The organism is Flavobacterium movens (assembly GCF_039581425.1).
GTDB classification, from domain to species: Bacteria; Bacteroidota; Bacteroidia; order Flavobacteriales; family Flavobacteriaceae; genus Flavobacterium; species Flavobacterium luteolum.
Genome location: NZ_JBCPXY010000011.1, coordinates 163,931 through 184,521, shown reverse-complemented (window position 1 = coordinate 184,521; position 20,591 = coordinate 163,931). Strand labels below are relative to the sequence as shown.

Below are 20,591 nucleotides of genomic sequence, written 5' to 3'. Positions count from 1 at the left end.
AGTACTATTGTTTAGCTACTTTTTTAAATCGCATCACTGGTACATTATCATGAATTAAATTTAGTTTTCCGTCTTTATCAACAGAATAACTCGTAACTAATTTAATTTGTTTTAAAAACTCCTGTTCTCCACCACCTTCACAAAACATCATTGTAGTTGGCCCTGCTTCTCCAAAAGTCAAAGATTTACCTTTTAAAGTATAAGGCGCACTGTAACCGTTACATCCATTATTTCCGTATACTTTTGTTTCTTTTTGATTGAAAGCAAGTTGTGGTTTTTTATGCGGATATAATCCTTCAAAAGCAATTCTTGGCCCAGAGATATATTCTAATTCCCAGGTTGTACCAAATAAATCATCGGCACTTTTATCTGTTTTTGATGTCTTGCATGAAGCAAATAACAACGTTAAAACTGAAAGGACTGCAAATGTGTATTTTTTCATAAAAATGTTTTTTTAAAGATTTATAATTTGTTTTGTTTTTTGAACTAAAATAATTCTATAAAATCCTATTCTCAATATTCATGCCCAGTTACAGCATTTCTTAAGTTTAAATCTAACCCGAAGCTGTTATTTTCTATCTCTAAGTTACTACAAATTATTTAAAAGTTTATCAATCAGATGTTTAAAATAAAACAAGCGAGGATCTTTTTTTTGTACTTTGCATCGATCAAAAAACCAAAATCATCAATAAAAAACCAAAAAATGAAACAATTTCTATTTTTGTTTGTGTTTGCATTGACAACTCCGTTTGTTCAATCGCAAGAAAACCTTCCAACAGATTACCTAACAAAAGAATTTCATCAAGGACGTCGCGAAGCTTTTAGAGCTTTAATGCCTGCTAATTCTGTTGCCGTTGTTTTTTCTTATCCCGAAAGAGTTTTTTCTAGAGATATAGATTACAATTACCACGCAAATCCTGACATGTATTATTTATCTGGATATAAAGAACCAGATGCTGTGTTGTTAATTTTTAAAGAAGCGCAAGGAACCGAAAAGTATAATGAAGTTCTTTTTGTTAGAGAAAGAAATGCAACTCGTGAAATGTGGACAGGCAGACGCTTAGGAGTTGAAGGCGCAAAATCGAAACTAGGTTTTACAACTGTTTATAATGGAAAAGATTTTAATGCGTTTGCCATTGATTTCTCAAAATTCGATAAAATAATTTATGACAAAATTCCAACAGATGTAGCAGAGAACAATAATCCTGATAATTTATATGCATTATTCAAATCATTTAAATCTAAAGCTGGAATTACACAAGCAAATGAAACTTCAACAGAATTATTCAATAAAATTACCAGTTCACTTCGCGAGATAAAAACTCCTGAAGAGCTTGTTTTGATGCGCAAAACGGTCAAACTTTCCTGCATTGCACACAATGAAGTGATGAAAGCTGTAGGCCCAGACATGAGCGAAAACGAAGTTGATGGAATTCATGCTTACATTCATAAACATTACGGCGCAGAAGCTGAAGGTTATGGTCCGATTGTGGGAGCTGGAGCAAATGGATGCATCTTGCATTATTGGGAAAACAACGCTACAAAAATTGACAATCAATTATTACTAATGGATGTGGGTTCTGAATATCATGGTTATTCTGCAGACGTTACAAGAACAATTCCTGCAAACGGAAAATTTACTGAAGAACAAAAAGCAATTTATCAAATCGTTTATGATGCCCAAGAAGCGGTTTTTAAAATATGCAAAGCAGGAACTCCTCTTGTTGCCCTAAATGAAACGGCAAAAGATGTAATAGCAAAAGGCTTAATTAAATTAGGAATTATTACAGATCCAAAAGATGTAAAATTATACTATCCACACTCATGTTCACACTTTCTTGGCTTAGATGTTCACGACAAAGGAACTTACAACGGACCGCAAACTCTTATAAAAGAAAACATGATTCTTACTGTAGAACCTGGAATCTACATTCCAGCAAACAGTAAATGCGATAAAAAATGGTGGAATATTGGTGTTCGTATTGAAGACGATATCTTGATGTTAAAAGATTCTTATGAAAATCTTTCTGCAGATTCTCCAAGAAAATGGCAGGATATCGAAGCTTTGGCCAAACAAAAAAGCACTTTTAATGACATGAAATTCCCTAAAATATAATTTATACTTAATGGAAAACATTACACAATTAAGAAAAGAAATTGAAAACTATGTAAATATTGGATATACCCAATCTGAAACCATTGAACAATTATTAAGTAAAGGATTTTATTTAAATGAAATTAAAAATGAGATCTTTAATTATTATCCGAAATTGAGAAAAGCGATATTTTAAAATCTTTACCATTTATATTCTCCTTTTCGATAATATTAATTCTTTCCTTATCACCATTAATGGGATATTTTTATACTATTAAACATGGTTTCGCAATTGGCTCAATATTACTTATTATAACCGCAGTTGGATATTACAAATTGTTTAGAGTGAGTTTCTTTTTATGGATGATTTTCTTTAGTATTCTTATTTTATATATGCTAGTAGCGCTTTACGTAAAAATTTCTGGAGCCTATGTAAATATGACTTTTTCGTATAAAAATATGATTGCCATTTTACTAGCATCAAGTGTCAGCTTGACAAGTATCTTCAAAACATACATAAGTTACCTTCAATACAAAAAACAATACAAATTTGAATAATCTAAAACCTCGTTTATTTAAAACGAGGTTTTTTTTGAAGTATAAAAAAAGCTTTCAAAACTGAATACGATTTTTCCCGAACTTTACATTCTTAAATCAATTAAAAATGAAAGCACTTACCTTTTCTTCTTTTGGAGAATCAGATGTTTTAGAATATATAGAAATCCCTAATCCGCAATTAAAAAAAGACGAAATTTTAGTCGAGATGAAAGCCATCGGGTTAAATTTTGCAGATGTTTACCGCCGAAAAGGTAATTATCATTTAAAAGGAAATCCGCCGTTTATTGCTGGTTATGAAGGCGCAGGAATTGTGGTTGATGCCAATAATCATTCGGAATACAAAGTTGGTGATCGCGTGGCTTTTGCCGATGCTCCGTTTGCCAATGCAGAATTAGTTGCTGTAAATGTAAACCACATTATTCCGCTATCTGAAAACATTTCTTTTGAAACTGCAGCTTCTGTTTTACTTCAAGGTTTAACTGCTCATTATCTTGCAACAGATAGCCATAAAACTGCCAAAGGAGAAACAGTTTTGATACATGCGGTTGCTGGCGGAGTTGGACAGATTCTAACTCAAATCAGTAAACTTCTTGGAGCAACCGTGATTGGATTAACCTCATCTACTGAAAAAGCAAAAATTGGTTTTGAACAAGGTGCAGATCATGTTTTTCTTTATAACGACGATTGGAAATCGCAAGTTTTTAAAGTTGTTTCAAATGGCGTCGACGTTGTTTATGATAGTATAGGAAGTACTTTAATGGAAAGTTTTGAAGTTACCAAAGAATGCGGACAAGTAGTTTTCTTTGGGATGGCAGGTGGAGATCCAGCACCTGTAGATCCAAGAATGCTTATGGACGGTTCTAAAACTTTAACAGGAGGCGACTTATGGAGTTATTTAAATTCTAAAGAAGAACGAATCAAAAGAGCTACTCAATTATTCGATTGGATTATCGAAGGAAAAATCAAACTTTCAGATCCAACATCTTTTAAATTATCTGAAGGAAAACTGGCGCATGATTTCTTGGAAAGCAGAAAAAGCACGGGGAAAATTATTCTGATTCCGTAAAATATTTTCTCCACGAATCTACGAATTTCATTTAAAATCTATGCATAAAATTTTTAAATAAAATTCGTGGATTCGTGGCGATTAACCATACTTTACAACTGAGTAACCTCAATTTTTGTCAGTTCAGAGAATTCTAAAATTCTTTCTACTTCATTTTTATTTGCAACAAAAAACAAATAGCTGTCTCCATAAGTTTCATAAGTCATCAGCTCCAGATTTGATTTTTCTAATTCTGACTGAATGTACGGAAACAAATCATGGCTATAGGTTTCTTCCGGATAATCGAATTTGAAATCTTCGCCAAGCATCTCAGAAATAAAATATTCTGCATCTTCTGGATCAAATTTCCAATCGCTATGCCAAGTATTTATTTCTTCAAAAAAACTAAAATGATCTTCTGTCGTTTCGTAATATTCTTTGGTTTCATCATTGAAGTTTTCAAAAAGTTTCTCTGCATATTTTTTTAGATCACTTTCTTCAATACTATTTCTTGAAATCAATTTTATAAATTCTTCAAAATCCTGTACAGTTGCTTTTTCATCCAACAGTAAATTTTCTGAAGATTGAAGCTCTATATCAGCAGGGATTTCTATATTTAAATACTGACAGATTCCCTGTAAAACTTTTTTAAAGTCTTTAATTCCTATCTCTTCGGTTTCATTTCTAGGATTATTAAAATCTTGGTATTCTGAGTCTAGTAAACCTTTCGTGTAATCTGAAAAATGATTGCTAGAATATAATATTCTGAAATCGTTCACTTCTAAACTATTGGTACAGCAAAAGAAAATCATGAAATTATTAATAACGCTTTTAAAGTGTTTTTTCAACTCTTGACTTGGCTGTGAGTAAAACTGAACATGAATGAAATCAAATTCTAATTCTTCTTGAATTGTTTCTTCTGATAAGCCTCCAATATTGAGCTTCTTATACAATTCATTTAAAACTTCATAAGCATTATTGAATCCTGCTTTTTTAATTTCGGCTTTTCCTTCATCATGACCTAATGAAGAAGGAATAGAGTATACATTTACAGTAACAGTATCATGAATACCTTTAATTCTGAACTCTATACTTTTAGATTCATGATATAAACCGCTATAAATTGAATTAATAACATCAAAAGAAATGATTGATTTTGGATTATTGTTACGACCGAATAAATTGGAGAAAAAGCTCATGAGAAATATTTTGTACTAAAGAATTAATCGTTTGAGTATTTAAAACTCTGATTCATTTTATCAAAAGGAATTACTTCATTGACAATAGATTCTAATTCGAAATCTGTCAATAATCCTCTAGCCGACTCTACTATTTTTGGAGAAACATGTATTTCGTAATCAATAATATCTCGCTTTAAAATTTCTGATAGAATAGTATTCTGACGATCAGTCAGGTATTTTTTGTGCGATTTAAAAACCGATTCGATATCATCTCTAAATTCCTCATCGGTCAGTTCATTGTATACATCTTGTTTCGACATATCAATCAATAAAACTTTGAAGATAAAATCCTGAAGGTTTTTTGCCAGATAATTGACTTCATTCATGTCGTGCCAAACAAAAACAATCGGAACATCACCATTATTTTCTTCGTTTAAAAAGAAACAATAATGATCGCCTCCGCCACTTTTGGCAAACGGAATAAATTTAAATTCTGGATTTATATTTCGATAATCCTCAGGATCTCTGAGCTCTTCTATTTCTTCGGCAACCGACTTCAAATTCAACGATTCAAAATCGTAGGAATGCAAAAGCAAAGGCGGATTCTCTTTTAAGGTTGGATAAACTTCTGTATACCAATTCGGACCATATTCTCCAACATCCAACATACCGTCGGCATCTAATTGTTTGTATAAAAGAGGGAAATGGAATCCGTATTTTTTTTCTATTTCTTGTATTGTCATCTTATGGGGCAAATTCTATTACAATCAAACCACTAAGATAGCAATCTTTTTACTACACCAAAAAACCTGAGGTCAATTATTTCAAGGATTCCGCAATCATTAAGGCACATTTTTCACCATCAATTGCCGCTGAAATAATTCCACCTGCATAACCAGCACCTTCTCCACAAGGATATAAACCTTTGATTTGCAAATGCTCCAAAGTCATAGGATCTCTCGGAATTCGAACTGGTGATGAAGTTCTGCTTTCTGGCGCATGCAAGATTGCTTCGTTCGTTAAATAACCTCGCATTGATTTTCCAAAATCCTGAAACCCCTGACGCATAATCTGAGTTAAAAATCCAGGAAAAACCTGTCCCAATTCTACCGACGTGGTTCCTGGAACATAAGAAGTTTTCGGAATATCTGCTGAAACTTTACTTTTAGTAAAATCAATCATTCGCTGTGCAGGAACTTTTTGGGTTTCTCCAGCCAAATGCCAAGCTTTTTGTTCGATGCTTTTTTGAAATTCCATTCCGGCCAAAGCACCAAACTTTGCAAAAGGCTTAAAATCTTCCAATTTTAATTCAACTACAATTCCAGAATTTGCCGTTGACTGATCACGTTTAGATGGTGACCACCCATTAGTAACCACTTCTCCCGGACTTGTCGCACATGGCGCAATTACTCCACCTGGGCACATACAGAACGAATACATTCCGCGACCGTTCACTTGTTTTACAATAGAATACGGCGCTGGAGGCAAATGTTCTCCTCTAAAATCACAGCTGTACTGAATACTATCAATTAGTTCTTGCGAATGCTCTGCACGAACTCCCAAAGCAAAAGGTTTTGCTTCTATAAAAATTTTCTTTTTATCTAATAATTCAAAAATATCACGAGCCGAATGTCCTGTCGCTAAGATTAACTTATTGGCGTGAATTTTATCTCCGTTTTGCGTTACGATTCCTTCAACTTCATTATTCTTTACTAAAATATCGCTTACACGGGTTTCAAACAAAACCTGACCGCCAAACTCCCTAATTTTATTTCGAATATCTTCAATAATTTTTGGAAGTTTATTGGTTCCAATATGCGGATGGGCTTCTACCAAAATATCTTCAGAAGCTCCAAAAGCAACTAAAAGTTCTAAAATTCGAGTTACATCGCCACGTTTTTTAGAACGAGTATATAATTTTCCATCAGAATACGTTCCTGCTCCTCCTTCACCAAAACAATAATTTGAATCTTCGTTTACAATATGTTCACGATTTATCGCTTTTAAGTCACGACGACGGCCACGAACGTCTTTTCCTCTTTCGAGTACAATTGGTTTTAAACCTAGTTCAATTAATTGCAATGCCGCAAAAAGTCCAGCTGGACCAGCGCCAACAACAATAACTTCCTGTGCATTGGAAACGTCCTTATATATAGGAAGCTCAATTTTGGTTTCCTGAAAAGGTTCGCCTTTTAAATAAATAAGAACTTTCAAATTAATTTTAATCGCTTTCTGACGTGCATCAATAGAGCGTTTTAAAATTGAAACGTGCTGAATTTCTTGAGCAGAAACTTTAATCTGCTTAGACAAATAGTCTTTCAGCAATGATTCGTTTGCAGCAATTTCTGGTGTAACTTGAAGTAAAAGTTCTTTAGGCATTTTATCTTTTTTATTCTATTAGCTTTTCTTTCTATGAAAAGAACATGCAAAAGTACTATTTTGAACTGACTTTAAATAATTAACCGCAAAGGTCGCTAAGTTTTTTTACAGGTATGGTTGTAGAAAAACACAAAGTTCGCAAAGCTTTGTATTGATAAAGCTTTGCGAACTTTGCACTTTTCATAAATAAAATTAAATCTTAGCGCCCTTTGCGGTTAATTACGCAGCAAATTTCTTCTTCCTAAAATCTTTACTATTTATTTTTAGCCACAGATTAATTGGATTGAAAAGATTTCTTCAAAAAAATTTAGACTCACTGCAGTGCGTCTCTACAGAAAAAAACTCAGAACCTTAGTATCTCAGAACCTTAGATCCTTTAAAAAAGACTTTGTACCTTTGCTACTCAGAACCTTTGCACCTTTAAAAAAATGTCACGAAAAATAAAACTAATCTGGGATTTCCGTGGGCCAGCTTCTGCAAAAACAGCAGAACATCACGAAATTCATTTGAAAGAATATATTGCAATAGAAAAGCTACCTTTAAATATTACAGGATTTAAAATCATAGACGAAATGTACGCCATAGCTTTTATGGTAGTAACAGATGAAAATATGATTCAGGTAAGAGATGCTTTGAAACCGCACCGAGGAGAAATTTATTCTGCGTAAGATGTAAAATGAAAAAAGTGAGATGTTTGTGTATCAAAGAACACATTTCACATCTCACTTTTAACTTATATCTAATTAGCTACTTCACTTATAAATTTAATACGCATTAAACGCAATTCATCAATATCGTAGTCGCCATCAAATTCTTTAAGAGCATCTTCGATTTTATCAGATTCAGATTCCATGAAGTAATCGTGGATTTCTTCCTGCTGGTCATCATCTAAAATATCATCTAACCAATATTTGATATTTAATTTTGTTCCAGAATAAACAATTTGTTCCATTTCTTTGATCAAGGCATCCATCGTAAGTCCTTTCGCGGAAGCGATATCATTTAATGAAAGCTTTCTATCAATATTTTGGATAATATATAATTTGTTGGCAGAATTTACTCCTGTAGATTTAACCACTAAATCGTCTGGACGAATAATATCGTTATCTTCTACATAACGGCTAATTAAAGCAACGAATTCGCTTCCATATTTTTTGGCTTTTCCTTCACCAACACCATGAATATTATATAATTCTTGTATTGTTATCGGATATTTTAAAGCCATATCTTCAATTGAAGGATCTTGGAAAACTACGAATGGTGGAACTCCAAGTTTTTTGGCTACTTTTTTACGAAGTTCACGAAGCATTCCCGTTAGAACTTCATCTGCCGTTCCAGAAGACTTACCTCCTGTTACAATAGTTTCATCATCGGCTTCAGTGTATTCATGATCTTCAGACATCATAAACGAAACTGGCTTTTTAATAAAATCTAAACCAGCTTTTGTGATTTTGATTACTCCATACGTTTCAATGTCTTTAGACAAATAACCAGAAACCAAAACTTGTCTTAGCAATGCCATCCAGTATTTTTCGTCGTGGTCTGAACCCGAACCAAAATAAGGCTGTGTATCTGTTTTATGCGCTTTAATAACCGCATTAATACGCCCAATTAAAGTAAAGACAATTTCTTTTGACTTATAAATATGTTTGGTATCGCGAACAATTTCCAGCAATTTAACCACTTGCTCTTTGGCTTCAACTTTATGTTTTGGATTACGAACATTGTCATCCATATCGGCTCCTTCACCAGTTTCGCTGTCAAATTCTTCCCCGAAATAATGAAGAAGAAACTTTCTACGCGACATTGAGGTTTCGGCATAAGCCACAACTTCCTGCAAAAGTGCAAAACCAATCTCTTGTTCAGCAACTGGTTTTCCAGACATAAATTTTTCCAGCTTTTCTACATCTTTATAAGAGTAGTACGCGAGACAATGTCCTTCTCCACCGTCACGACCTGCACGACCCGTTTCTTGATAGTAACTTTCTAATGATTTTGGAATATCATGGTGAATTACAAAACGAACGTCTGGTTTATCAATTCCCATTCCGAATGCTATTGTTGCTACAACGACATCGACATCTTCCATTAAGAACATATCCTGATGTTTGGCCCGTGTTTTGGCATCTAAACCTGCATGATAAGGAACAGCACTAATTCCGTTTACTTGTAAAACTTCGGCAATCGATTCTACTTTTTTACGGCTTAAGCAGTAAATAATTCCAGATTTGCCTTTATGCTGTTTGATAAATCGAATAATATCCGACTCGATGTTTTTTGTTTTTGTACGAACTTCATAATACAAGTTCGGTCTGTTAAATGATGCTTTAAAAGTATTAGCATCAGCCATATCAAGGTTTTTCAGAATATCTTCCTGAACCTTTGGCGTTGCAGTTGCGGTAAGTCCAATAATTGGAACTTTACCCAGCTGCTTTATTATATTTCTCAGATTTCTATACTCTGGTCTAAAGTCATGTCCCCATTCTGAGATACAGTGCGCTTCATCGATAGCAACAAAAGAAATAGGAACACTTTGCAAAAAGGCTACGTATTCTTCTTTTGTTAATGATTCGGGGGCGACATACAAAAGTTTGGTCAATCCAGACGTAATATCTTTTTTAACCTGAGCAATTTCTGTTTTGGTTAGAGAGGAGTTTAATACATGTGCAATTCCATTTTCAGACGAAAGGCTTCGAATTGCATCAACCTGATTTTTCATCAAAGCAATTAAAGGAGAAACAACAATTGCTGTTCCTTCTTGAATTAAAGCTGGCAGTTGATAACAAAGAGACTTTCCTCCGCCAGTCGGCATTATTACGAACGTATTCTTCTCGTCTAAAATACTCGTAATGACTTGCTCCTGCAAGCCTTTAAATTGGCTAAAGCCGAAATACTTCTTTAATTCTTTATGTATTTCAATTTCATTTGAATTCATTCTCTATATTAACTGTATTTTGTATAAATTTGCAACACATAAAGATACAACTTTCTTTTATACATACAAATTTTAAATATTCTGTTTTGATCACAAAAGAAAATATATTGGCGATTGCCAAGAAAACAATACTCTCTGAAAGTGAAGCAATTACAAAACTAATTGATTTTTTGGACGAAAATTTTTACGAAGCTGTCCAACGTATATACGAATCTAAAGGTCGTCTGATCGTTACAGGAATTGGAAAAAGCGCGATCATTGCACAAAAAATGGTGGCTACTTTTAACTCAACTGGAACTCCTTCCATGTTTTTGCATGCAGCAGAAGCTATTCACGGTGATTTAGGAATGATCCAAAATGATGACGTCATTATCTGCATTTCTAAAAGTGGGAATAGTCCAGAAATTAAAGTCCTTGTTCCTTTATTAAAAAGATTCGGAAACACTTTGATTGCCATTACAGGAAATACAACTTCATTTTTGGCAAAAGGCTCTGATATAGTTTTAAATACAACTGTTGACACAGAAGCCTGCCCTATCAATTTAGCGCCAACCAACAGCACAACAGCTCAGCTTGTTATGGGCGACGCTTTGGCCGTTTGCTTAATGGAAATGCGTGATTTTAAACCGGAAGATTTTGCGGTTTATCATCCAGGAGGCGCTTTAGGAAAAAAATTACTGCTTCGTGTAAAAGACATGATCGAGCATTCATTAAAACCAGCTGTCACTCCAGAAACTTCTATCAAAAAAGCAATTTTTGAAATCTCTGAAAAAAGATTAGGAGTTACTGCAGTAATTGAAGACAATAAAATTGTTGGGATTATTACTGATGGAGACATCCGAAGAATGCTAAATGACGTAGATAGTATTGCCAACTTAACTGCAAGGGATATTATGTCTAAAAATCCAAAAGTAGTTTCGTCTGAAACTATGGCTATCGATGCATTAAACATCTTAGAAGACTTTTCGATTACACAATTGATCGTTGCGGATAACGGAGAATATAAAGGAGTTTTACATTTACATGACATTTTAAAAGAAGGAATCGTATAATGGCAAAGAAAAATCTTGGCGAAATGTCATTTTTGGATCATCTTGAAGAACTAAGATGGTTATTGGTTAGAAGTACACTTGCAACAATTATAATGGCAATTGTTACTTATTTTATTAGTGATTATTTATTTGATCAAATTATTTTAGGTCCAATTAGACCAACATTCTTTACGTATGTTTGGTTTTGCGACTTATCTCATTCATTAGGATTTGCAGACAGCATCTGTATTACAGAACTGAACTTCATTATTCAAAATACTGAAATGGAAGGCCAGGTAAATATTTTTGTCTGGATGTGTCTTTTGGCAGGTTTCATCTTAAGTTTCCCTTATATTTTATGGGAAATCTGGAAATTTATCAGCCCTGCACTTTATGAGAAAGAAAGAAAAAATGCTAAACTATTCATCTTTGTTTCTTCCTTACTTTTCTTTTTAGGAGTATTGTTTGGATACTTTGTTGTAATTCCTATGTCGGTAAACTTCGTTGCTACTTTCTCTATCAGTGATGTGGTAAAAAACCAGTTTACATTAGAATCTTATATGGGAATGGTTAAAACAAGTATTCTTGGAAGTGCCATCTTTTTTGAACTTCCAATTGCTATTTATTTCTTAACAAAATTAGGATTAGTAACTCCTGAATTCTTAAGAAAGTACTGGAAATATGCTGTTGTAATTATTTTAATTATTGCTGCAATTGTAACGCCACCAGATGTTGTGAGCCAGACTATTGTTGCAATTCCGATGTTACTTATTTACGAGGTTAGTATTCTAATTTCGAAGATTGTTTATAAAAATAAATTAAAAGAAGAAAATGTCTGATATAGTTCAAGAATTTAACGACTATCGTTCTAAAATGAACGAAAAACTGCTTGCCGACAACAACAAAATTGTAAAGCGAATTTTTAATCTTGACACCAATGCGTATGCAGAAGGTGCTCTTAATGTAAAAACAAAAGAGCTTTTAGGTTTGGTAGCATCAGCCGTTTTAAGATGTGACGACTGTGTAAAATACCATTTAGAAACTAGCTATAAAGAAGGTGTTTCTAAAGAAGAAATGATGGAAGCAATGGGAATTGCTACTCTTGTTGGAGGAACAATTGTCGTTCCTCACTTAAGAAGAGCTTACGAATTCTGGGAAGCGCTTGAAGAGCAAGGCAAATAATTAGAAAATGTGTCAATTTGATAATTAGATAATTTCTCTTGAAATGCGCTAATTATTTAATTTTGAAATACAAGTTCTAAATTTTGAAAACGCAATAATTTGTTAATTGATTCATTCTATTGAATATTTTACACTTATTTTGCCTTTCAAATCAAATTATAAAATTGATCATGATTTAGTTTAAAAAAAAATTATCTCATTTTCAAATTATCTAATTTTCACATTAAACAAATGAAGCTAAGAGCCGATAATTTAATCAAAACCTATAAAGGACGAAGCGTTGTAAAAGGAATTTCTGTTGAAGTAAATCAAGGAGAAATCGTAGGGCTTTTGGGGCCAAATGGAGCTGGAAAAACAACGTCTTTCTATATGATCGTAGGATTGGTAAAACCAAATCAAGGAAATATTTTTCTTGATGATTTAAATATCACCGATTATCCAATGTACAAACGTGCACAGCAAGGAATTGGTTATTTGGCACAAGAAGCTTCTGTTTTTAGAAAATTAAGCATTGAAGACAATATCTTGAGCGTTTTACAATTAACTAAACTTTCTAAAGAAGAGCAAATTGCTAAAATGGAAAGTTTAATTGAAGAATTCAGTTTAGAACACATTCGTACTAACCGAGGAGATTTACTTTCTGGAGGTGAGCGTCGTCGTACAGAAATTGCCCGCGCATTGGCAACCGATCCAAAATTTATTTTATTGGATGAGCCTTTTGCCGGAGTTGACCCTGTTGCGGTTGAAGATATTCAGCGAATTGTAGCTCAATTAAAAAATAAAAATATTGGAATCTTAATTACCGATCACAACGTTCAAGAAACTTTAGCAATTACCGACAAAACATATTTAATGTTTGAAGGAGGAATTCTTAAAGCTGGAATTCCAGAAGAATTAGTAGAAGACGAAATGGTTCGTCGCGTTTATCTTGGACAAAACTTCGAGCTTCGTAAAAAGAAATTGGAATTTTAAAAAAAGTATTCAGTGTTCAGTTTTTTAATGATCAATTCATTAAAATAATTATGAATCAGTTTTTTAGTATTCAGTTTTGAACTGAAATTAAGAAACTGATTTTTTTGGCAAAAAACTGAACACTAAATAACTGAACACTAAATACTATCCTAAGAATGAAATCGGAAAAACCAACTCAGGAAGATTACGATAATTGGCATAAAGACCCAAAGAATTGGTATTTCTTCAATAGCTTTTACTATAATCCGAAAGACAAAAGATTACTTCCTCCCAAAAAGATTCAATGGATGGGCTATACAGTAAATTTTGCCAATCCATATTCTGTAATGCTTTTACTGCCTTTTATAATAATTGTCATTTTGGTTTTATCAAATACTCTCTAAAAACTGAAGACTTTTATTCCACTGTAATAAAATGCAATTGTTCTAAATCACCATTATAGATATTAACATCAACACGATGCTTGATTCCTGGCAAAGAAGCTTTTTCTGTAAACTGCCAAAACAGCCAGTCATCTTCAATTTTTTCTCTGTAGAAATTGTAATTGGCAATCCAGAACAAATAATCTCCGAATTCTTCTTTTAAAAAATCAGAATAATATCTTTCTCCAGAATAAATTATTGGGCGAACTTGATAGTGTTTTTCTACTTTAACAAGCCAACGCTTTAGTCCTTTTTTCAAACTGTCTAAAGATTGATTTTTAGGCAATTTCTCGATATCTAAAACAGGCGGAAGATCTCCCTTCTGCAATTTTACTGTTTTGATAAAAAGATCAGCTTGCTCTATTGAATTTTCGTTAGGACGATAATAGTGGTAAGCACCGCGCATTATTTTATTCTCTTTTGCGCCTTCCCAGTTTTTTTTGAATTGCCTGTCTACACGATCATTTCCTGCAGTTGCTCGAATAAAAACAAATTGAACGGGATATTTTTCGTCCAAAATTTCGACCTCTTCCCAATCTACTTTTCCTTGAAATTCAGATACGTCTATTCCAATTACTTTTCCTTTATGATTTTCTAGAACTCGAATATTTCGCACATCAGAAAGATGTTTGTCTACTTCATCTTCATCTAAAACTTTTTCTGTTTTAAAACCTAAGTAATAAGCAAGTCCTTTGCGATAATGATAAATTATCCCAATGAATAAAAGTCCGAAAAAAATCAATAAAAGTCCTCTAAAAAGTCTGCTCAGAAAAGATCTTCCTGCTGGTTTTCTTGAATATGTTTTACGATAAGTCGTTTTTCTTGCCATTAAACAGAATTACTTTTTCAAAAAAAGATTATTAATGATCGACAGCAATACATAAAAAGCAATAATTAATGGAATTGCCATATACTGAAGCAAAACAATCATCAATACAGAAATAATCAAAAACACAATTTGAAGTGCATTTTCTTTCAAACTGAATTTTTTAATTTTTAAAGCAAACAATGGAATTTCAGCATTCAAAATATAAGCACTACATAATGTTATAATCAACAAAACCCATTGGTTGGTCAATAATTCAAGAATAAGCAGTGACGATTCTGCATACATATCTAGAACAATTTGCAAACTAATAATAAAAAGAGCATTTGCTGGAGTTGGCAATCCGATGAAAGAATCTGTCTGACGAGTGTCAATATTAAAATTGGCCAAACGATAACAAGATCCTAAAGTGATAATAAATCCTAAAAACGGAATTGCAGGGTGAGTTCCTAATTCATGACCGCTATGTACAAACATACTGTACATCACATATCCTGGAGCAACTCCGCTTGTTACCATATCTGCAAGAGAATCTAATTGCAATCCAAGCGGACTTGAAACTTTAAATAATCTAGCAAAAAAGCCGTCGAAGAAATCAAAAAAGATTCCTAAGCAAACCATGAAAAAAGCCATTAAATAATTGTTTTCGGAAATAAAGACAATTGCGACACAACCGCAGAAAAGATTAATTAATGTAATTAGATTTGGAATGTGTTTTTTAATATTCATAGCTTTAAATTTTGATAATGGCAGAGAACAAATTTAGTATAATAACTCGATGCAAAACGAGTTTTTTCGAGAGTTTTTTAATTCGAAGTATGACTTTGGGAATATTTAACTAAAGGAACTTATTAGATGAGTAAAATATTATATTTTTGATAAAAATTTTAAAACAGGCCTCGATCTGCAAAAACATATACGTTGAAGAAATATTTAGTGTTTTTATTATTTTGCAGCTGTACTTTTCAGTATGCACAAACCGTTCGAAAATACTCGAATGAATTTATGAATATTGGGGTCGATGCCGCAGCTCTTGGAATGGCAAGTGCTGTAACTGCTGCAACAAATGATGTAACGGCAGGTTACTGGAATCCAGCAGGTTTAACTCATCTTGAAGATCATCAAATTGCTTTAATGCATGCCAGCTACTTCGCCAATATTGCACAGTACGACTACATAGGCTATGCAAGTCCAATTGATGACAGAAGTGCTTGGGGAATTTCGATGATTCGTTTTGGAGTAGACGACATTATGGACACCACGCAGTTAATCGATAATCAAGGGAATATTGATTACAATAGAATCAGTCTTTTCTCTACTGCAGATTATGGTTTTACTTTTTCTTATGCGCGTAAACTGCCTGTTGACGGATTTCAATATGGAGTAAATGCCAAAGTAATTCGAAGAGTAATTGGAAAATTTGCCAATTCGTGGGGTTTTGGTTTTGACATCGGACTTCAGTTTGAAAGAAATGACTGGAAGTTTGGTTTAATGCTTCGCGACATCACTACAACTTACAACGTCTGGAATATTGATGAAGAAGAATATCAAAAAATTGCCAACGCTATTCCAGGAGAAAACAATACTTTGCCAGAAAGCACCGAAATTACATTGCCAAAAGCGCAATTAGGAGTTTCAAAACGATTTGATTTTCATAATGAATGCAGCCTTGTAACTTCTGCAAATTTAAATATGCGATTTGAACAAACAAACGATATTATCTCATCAAAAGCTATAAGTATAGACCCAGCTCTAGGGTTTGAGTTTGGTTATACCGATTTGGTTTTCGTAAGAGCAGGTGCAGGGAATTTTCAGAATGTAATGCAGTTGGATAATACCGAAAAAGTAAATTTTCAGCCTAATATTGGTTTAGGCTTTAGATATAAAGGCATACAAATTGATTATGCACTGACTGATTTAGGAAATCAAAGCACTGCATTGTATTCTAATATTTTTTCGCTGAAAGTAGATTTAGGTATCTTTAGATAATTTAGAAACCATAAAACAATTAAAATTTTAAAATCATGAAAACTGTCATTTTCAAAAAAGCACTTTTTATTTTATTCTTTTTATCAAGCTTCATTGGCTTCAGCCAAAGTTTAGCTTTATCAAAAGAAGCAAAAATAAGTATTTTGACTTGTGGTCTTGGAAATGAAACTTATTCTTATTTTGGACATACCGGAATTAGAGTTTTAGATCCTGTAAACAATTTTGACGTTGTTTACAATTACGGAACTTTTGATTTTAGAACTCCGAATTTTGTTTTGAAGTTTGCTAAAGGAGATTTGCAATATTTTGCAACTGTGCATTCGTTTGCCGATTTTTTTAATGAATACACTTACGAGAAAAGAAGCATTTATGAACAGGAATTACTGATTTCTCAAGATTTAAAACAAAAACTTTTCAATAAGTTAAATGCTGTTTTAGATTCTGAAGAGCGTTATTATACTTATAAATTCATCGATAAAAACTGTACCTCAATGGTTGTTGATGTAGTGAATAAAACTCTAGGTGGAAATGTAATTGTAAAAAAAGAAGACACAGACAAAACATATCGTTCTATCTTATTTCCATACTTTGATGGTCATTTTTACGATCAGTTAGGCACCAGCATTATTTTTGGAACTAAAGTGGACCAAATGGGAACTAGAATTTTTCTTCCATTTGAATTAAAAAACAGTTTAGACAAAACTACTTTTCAAAACAGACCTTTAGCCACCAAAAGCAAAACACTATTAGAGTTTACAAAGGAAACACCTAAATCTTGGTGGAATAATATTTACACGTATCTTTTTATTTTGCTTTTTGTAATCTTCGCTAAAAACAAAACAGTCGATAAAATCTATTTTCTGATTCTATCTTTAATTGGAATATTCTTCGTTATTATGGGATTTTATTCGTTTCATCAAGAATTGGCAATGAATTATAACGTATTACTTTTTAGTCCGCTTTTATTACTTTTAATTTTGTTTTCAATTTTCAAAAACAAACTGTGGACTTATAGATTTTCGTTGATCAACTTTGTAATGCTTGTAATTTACTTTTTGTTTTTAATCAACAAAGCACATTTCTTTATTACTTTACCATTAATCATTACAAGCGGAGTGGTTTTAGTACGAACAGCAATTCGCAACAAAAAACCTATTCCTATTATAATCTAAGTTTACTGACCTCTGTAAAATAAAACTGTGGTAATGGTTTTAAAAGTAATAATCAGATCTAGAAATATACTTCTGTGCTTGATATAATACAAATCATACTGAAGTTTAACCAAACTCTCGTCTATTGATTCTCCGTACGAATAGTTAACCTGCGCCCAGCCCGTAAGCCCTGGCTTAATTACATGGCGGGTTTCATAAAAAGGCATTACAGCAGCAATTTCTTCAACAAAAAATGGTCGCTCTGGTCTTGGTCCAATTACGCCCATATCTCCTTTTAAAACATTAATAAACTGAGGAAATTCATCAATTCTAGATTTTCGCATAAATTTACCAAAAGGAGTAACTCTTTTATCATTATGAGCGGCAAAAACCGCCCCATTTGTTTCTGAGTTCTCAGTCATTGTTCTAAACTTATAGATCTTAAAAATAGCGCCATTTTTTCCTACTCGTTCTTGAGTGTAAAAAAGACTCCCTTTATTTGCAAAAAAATTACAAATAAAAATTATCGGAATAAAAACTAAACTGATTAAAAGTCCGAGAATAGAAAACATAAGTTCTATAAGACGCACGAAAAACAAATACAGTTTATTGCTATTGCTTCTGCTAAAGGGAAAAAATCTATAAAAATCTCGTTCTATATGATGAACTGGAATTCGCTGTGTTTTGGTTTCGTAAACTTGAGTATACTCACGTATACTATTTCCAGATTCTAATAAATGAAGTAATTGCTGATATAAATCGGGAGTAATACCATCTGTTTTCTGAGAAGCTATTACAATTTCTGACACATTATGCGTAGACACGAAACACTCTAAATCTTCTTTTTGGATCTCGTTCACATAATGAAAATCTAAATCTTCATCTGTACTCGAATCAGAATTAACAAATCCAATAATTTTATAATGCGGATCAACACTTTCCAATCCTAAAACTAAATCCTCGACTTCACTTTGATCACAAATCAAAACAACATTTTGAGAAAACCGATGAGATGCTAAGAAATAACAATAAAACAGACGCCATAAAAGCAATGTAATTAATATTGTAAAATAAAATATTGCAATTACTAATCGTTGTTTGGGCAATATAGGAGAAAGAACTGGTGTAAATAAATATGCTAAAACAGTGACCGTAGCAGTAAAGATGACATTCTGCAAAATCTGAAGATGATTGCTTGCTACCTGCAAGTTATAGATTTCGAAAATTACACCAAAAACATAAAGATAGCTCACTAACAAAAGTATACTGTACGAGCTATTTATGTTAAAAGCGAAATAATGATAATCAAATATCGCGCTTAATAGATATAAAGCAAATAAAATAAAAATAGCATCGAAAAAAAGGAGCAATATTTTCCTCTCCGAAATTTCGAAATGCATTCTAGACTTTGACAACATTATTTTTCAGTTTGTTAGGGGCGTAAACTTGAGGCAAATGTATTATAAAAAAAGAATTTAGCTAATAGAGTTTTCGCTTTTTTCAGGACTTTTTAGTTGAACCGAAAGAAGACACAATGCATATACGAAAGCTGGAGCCGCTGTTCTCATTGCGGCGTGATTTATTGTTAAAATCCAAAATATATAAAAAGAATATGCCAATATATTTTGTCGATCTTTCATAAATACAAATAAAGGAGTAAAAATCAAAATCAATAAATCAATAATTCCAATTGAGCCATGTTCTGCCAACATTCGGGTAATCTCACTATGGGTAGGTAAATCAATACCTGTTTGCTCCCTTCTTAACTCCTTATTCTTTCCAACACCCACTCCAAAAATTGGGTTATCTAAAAACATTTGAATTTCCGTTTCCATAAGTACTTCTCTTCCACCTAACCGACTTTTTTTTCCCCTTCCCAACGCATCTTCATTTGCATAACGTTTGTTAATCATTCCCTTCGTTTCAAAAGAACTATATGCCCAAACTCCCAATCCACTTAAAAATAACATCAAAATAATAAATCCTATTTTAGGTTTAACATTAGGCTTTGCTTGAAAATACAGTACCGTAGTAAGAATTAAAATCATTACAATTGCAGTAATTACTCCACCTCTTGAAAAAGTAACAATTCCTCTAAAAGCAAAAACAAAAACAAACCCTATATTAATCAATCTAATTAACTTATTTTTGGAATCAAAGAGCACTTTAAAAAAGAAAACGAACATTCCTAATCCTAATACAGTAGATACTTGATTTGGTCCAAATCCTCCTGATGTACTAAAATTCGATTCTGTTCCCCTAATAACTTCCCTTATACTTGGTGTGTACAAAAAAAGATAAATTACCATCGTGACTAACGGCAAAGCAAATGACGTCATGATTTCTTTTAACCTATCAAATGATATTTTTCTTTGATAACAATATATTGAAGAAATTGCTAAACAAACAGGTCCTAAAATATTAAAAGCAATTGCTTTACGCATATCTGTGTCAAAATTTAAGGAAACTGTTGACAAAATGATACTTGGAACAAGCAATAACAGAAAAATCCAATACAAAAAACCATTTTTGGAAAATCCAGAATAAACCATTCCAAGAAACATAAAAATTAACATCGAATACTTTCCAAATTCATTCAGAGTTCCTCCATTTGTCATTCTTAAAAGAACCTCCACTCCAACTATATATGCAGAAATAATTAAAACTTGATTATTTCTGTTTTTAGTTTTAACGATGTAGTAAAAACCAAATAAAAATATTAGCAGGGTATAAAGTTTTGGTATAAATGGCAATACAAATATCAACACTCCTAAAAGAGCATGACATATGAGTAGAAAAATATACGAAGAATCTTCTTTTTTCAT

General features: G+C 32.7%; 21 protein-coding genes. 12 read left to right on the top strand and 9 right to left on the bottom strand.

The features are described 5' to 3' along the window. Window positions 1-4: 4 nt before the first annotated feature. A complete protein-coding gene (locus tag AAYQ05_RS18805) occupies window positions 5-442 on the bottom strand; it encodes an META domain-containing protein (RefSeq protein ID WP_343544886.1) in 438 nt (145 codons plus the stop codon). Between the two features lie 261 nt (window positions 443-703). Here AAYQ05_RS18805 and AAYQ05_RS18800 point away from each other — a divergent pair, with 261 nt between their 5' ends. From AAYQ05_RS18800 to AAYQ05_RS18785, 4 genes are all read left to right on the top strand, one after another. Then, window positions 704-2,116 (top strand): aminopeptidase P N-terminal domain-containing protein, encoded by a 1,413-nt coding sequence (locus tag AAYQ05_RS18800; RefSeq protein WP_343544885.1) that lies wholly within the window; start codon window positions 704-706, stop codon window positions 2,114-2,116. Between the two features lie 10 nt (window positions 2,117-2,126). After that, complete coding sequence (locus AAYQ05_RS18795) at window positions 2,127-2,291, top strand: hypothetical protein (RefSeq protein ID WP_343544884.1); 165 nt, start codon at window positions 2,127-2,129, stop codon at window positions 2,289-2,291. A gap of 59 nt (window positions 2,292-2,350) precedes the next feature. Continuing rightward, window positions 2,351-2,653, top strand: a complete 303-nt coding sequence (locus tag AAYQ05_RS18790) for a hypothetical protein (protein ID WP_343544883.1) — start codon at window positions 2,351-2,353, stop codon at window positions 2,651-2,653. Window positions 2,654-2,759: 106 nt separating this feature from the next. Continuing rightward, window positions 2,760-3,719 carry a quinone oxidoreductase family protein gene (locus AAYQ05_RS18785; RefSeq protein ID WP_343544882.1) on the top strand — a complete coding sequence of 320 codons (960 nt, stop codon included), beginning with the start codon at window positions 2,760-2,762 and terminating at the stop codon, window positions 3,717-3,719. A 92-nt stretch (window positions 3,720-3,811) separates the two neighbouring features. Here AAYQ05_RS18785 and AAYQ05_RS18780 read toward each other — a convergent pair whose 3' ends face one another. The 3 genes from AAYQ05_RS18780 to AAYQ05_RS18770 form a co-directional block, all read right to left on the bottom strand. After that, window positions 3,812-4,897, bottom strand: a complete 1,086-nt coding sequence (locus AAYQ05_RS18780; protein WP_343544881.1) for a DUF6630 family protein — start codon at window positions 4,895-4,897, stop codon at window positions 3,812-3,814. Window positions 4,898-4,920: 23 nt separating this feature from the next. After that, window positions 4,921-5,622, bottom strand: a complete 702-nt coding sequence (locus AAYQ05_RS18775) for an SMI1/KNR4 family protein (RefSeq protein ID WP_343544880.1) — start codon at window positions 5,620-5,622, stop codon at window positions 4,921-4,923. Between the two features lie 76 nt (window positions 5,623-5,698). After that, on the bottom strand, window positions 5,699-7,258 hold the full coding sequence (locus AAYQ05_RS18770) for an NAD(P)/FAD-dependent oxidoreductase (protein ID WP_343544879.1): 1,560 nt from the start codon (window positions 7,256-7,258) through the stop codon (window positions 5,699-5,701). A 428-nt stretch (window positions 7,259-7,686) separates the two neighbouring features. Here AAYQ05_RS18770 and AAYQ05_RS18765 point away from each other — a divergent pair, with 428 nt between their 5' ends. Beyond that, window positions 7,687-7,926 (top strand): hypothetical protein, encoded by a 240-nt coding sequence (locus AAYQ05_RS18765; RefSeq protein ID WP_343544878.1) that lies wholly within the window; start codon window positions 7,687-7,689, stop codon window positions 7,924-7,926. A 71-nt stretch (window positions 7,927-7,997) separates the two neighbouring features. On the opposite strand, the gene recQ is transcribed toward AAYQ05_RS18765, so the two are convergent. Continuing rightward, the gene (recQ, locus tag AAYQ05_RS18760) at window positions 7,998-10,193 is read right to left on the bottom strand and encodes a DNA helicase RecQ (protein ID WP_177212110.1); all 2,196 of its coding nucleotides are present in this window, start codon (window positions 10,191-10,193) and stop codon (window positions 7,998-8,000) included. 86 nt (window positions 10,194-10,279) lie between these two features. Here recQ and AAYQ05_RS18755 point away from each other — a divergent pair, with 86 nt between their 5' ends. The 5 genes from AAYQ05_RS18755 to AAYQ05_RS18735 all read left to right on the top strand — a co-directional run bounded on the left by AAYQ05_RS18755 (window position 10,280) and on the right by AAYQ05_RS18735 (window position 13,761). Then, window positions 10,280-11,245 (top strand): KpsF/GutQ family sugar-phosphate isomerase, encoded by a 966-nt coding sequence (locus AAYQ05_RS18755; RefSeq protein WP_343544877.1) that lies wholly within the window; start codon window positions 10,280-10,282, stop codon window positions 11,243-11,245. After that, window positions 11,245-12,063 (top strand): twin-arginine translocase subunit TatC, encoded by an 819-nt coding sequence (gene tatC, locus AAYQ05_RS18750; RefSeq protein ID WP_202005759.1) that lies wholly within the window; start codon window positions 11,245-11,247, stop codon window positions 12,061-12,063. The genes AAYQ05_RS18755 and tatC overlap by 1 nt, the downstream gene beginning before the upstream one ends. Next, a complete protein-coding gene (locus AAYQ05_RS18745; RefSeq protein ID WP_343544875.1) occupies window positions 12,056-12,406 on the top strand; it encodes a carboxymuconolactone decarboxylase family protein in 351 nt (116 codons plus the stop codon). Before tatC ends, AAYQ05_RS18745 begins: the two co-directional genes overlap by 8 nt. Window positions 12,407-12,637: 231 nt before the next feature. Further along, window positions 12,638-13,378 (top strand): LPS export ABC transporter ATP-binding protein, encoded by a 741-nt coding sequence (gene lptB, locus AAYQ05_RS18740; RefSeq protein WP_132036427.1) that lies wholly within the window; start codon window positions 12,638-12,640, stop codon window positions 13,376-13,378. A gap of 155 nt (window positions 13,379-13,533) precedes the next feature. Beyond that, window positions 13,534-13,761: a DUF5808 domain-containing protein gene (locus AAYQ05_RS18735; protein WP_343544874.1), complete on the top strand. Its 228-nt coding sequence runs from the start codon at window positions 13,534-13,536 to the stop codon at window positions 13,759-13,761. A 13-nt stretch (window positions 13,762-13,774) separates the two neighbouring features. Here AAYQ05_RS18735 and AAYQ05_RS18730 read toward each other — a convergent pair whose 3' ends face one another. Together AAYQ05_RS18730 and AAYQ05_RS18725 are read right to left on the bottom strand one after the other, a co-directional pair. Further along, entirely contained in the window at window positions 13,775-14,629 is an 855-nt protein-coding gene (locus tag AAYQ05_RS18730; RefSeq protein ID WP_343544873.1) for a glycoside hydrolase family 25 protein, read from the bottom strand. 9 nt (window positions 14,630-14,638) lie between these two features. Next, entirely contained in the window at window positions 14,639-15,355 is a 717-nt protein-coding gene (locus tag AAYQ05_RS18725) for a CDP-alcohol phosphatidyltransferase family protein (protein ID WP_343544872.1), read from the bottom strand. Between the two features lie 192 nt (window positions 15,356-15,547). Between AAYQ05_RS18725 and AAYQ05_RS18720 the strand changes: the two genes are divergently transcribed. Both AAYQ05_RS18720 and AAYQ05_RS18715 read left to right on the top strand, forming a co-directional pair. Beyond that, window positions 15,548-16,615 carry a putative type IX sorting system protein PorV2 gene (locus AAYQ05_RS18720; protein ID WP_445709721.1) on the top strand — a complete coding sequence of 356 codons (1,068 nt, stop codon included), beginning with the start codon at window positions 15,548-15,550 and terminating at the stop codon, window positions 16,613-16,615. A 35-nt stretch (window positions 16,616-16,650) separates the two neighbouring features. Further along, window positions 16,651-17,787, top strand: coding sequence for a lipoprotein N-acyltransferase Lnb domain-containing protein (locus tag AAYQ05_RS18715; protein ID WP_343544871.1), 1,137 nt, complete (start codon window positions 16,651-16,653; stop codon window positions 17,785-17,787). Between the two features lie 2 nt (window positions 17,788-17,789). Here AAYQ05_RS18715 and AAYQ05_RS18710 read toward each other — a convergent pair whose 3' ends face one another. Next, window positions 17,790-19,184: a sugar transferase gene (locus tag AAYQ05_RS18710; RefSeq protein ID WP_343544870.1), complete on the bottom strand. Its 1,395-nt coding sequence runs from the start codon at window positions 19,182-19,184 to the stop codon at window positions 17,790-17,792. 57 nt (window positions 19,185-19,241) lie between these two features. After that, the gene (locus AAYQ05_RS18705; protein WP_343544869.1) at window positions 19,242-20,591 is read right to left on the bottom strand and encodes an O-antigen ligase family protein; all 1,350 of its coding nucleotides are present in this window, start codon (window positions 20,589-20,591) and stop codon (window positions 19,242-19,244) included.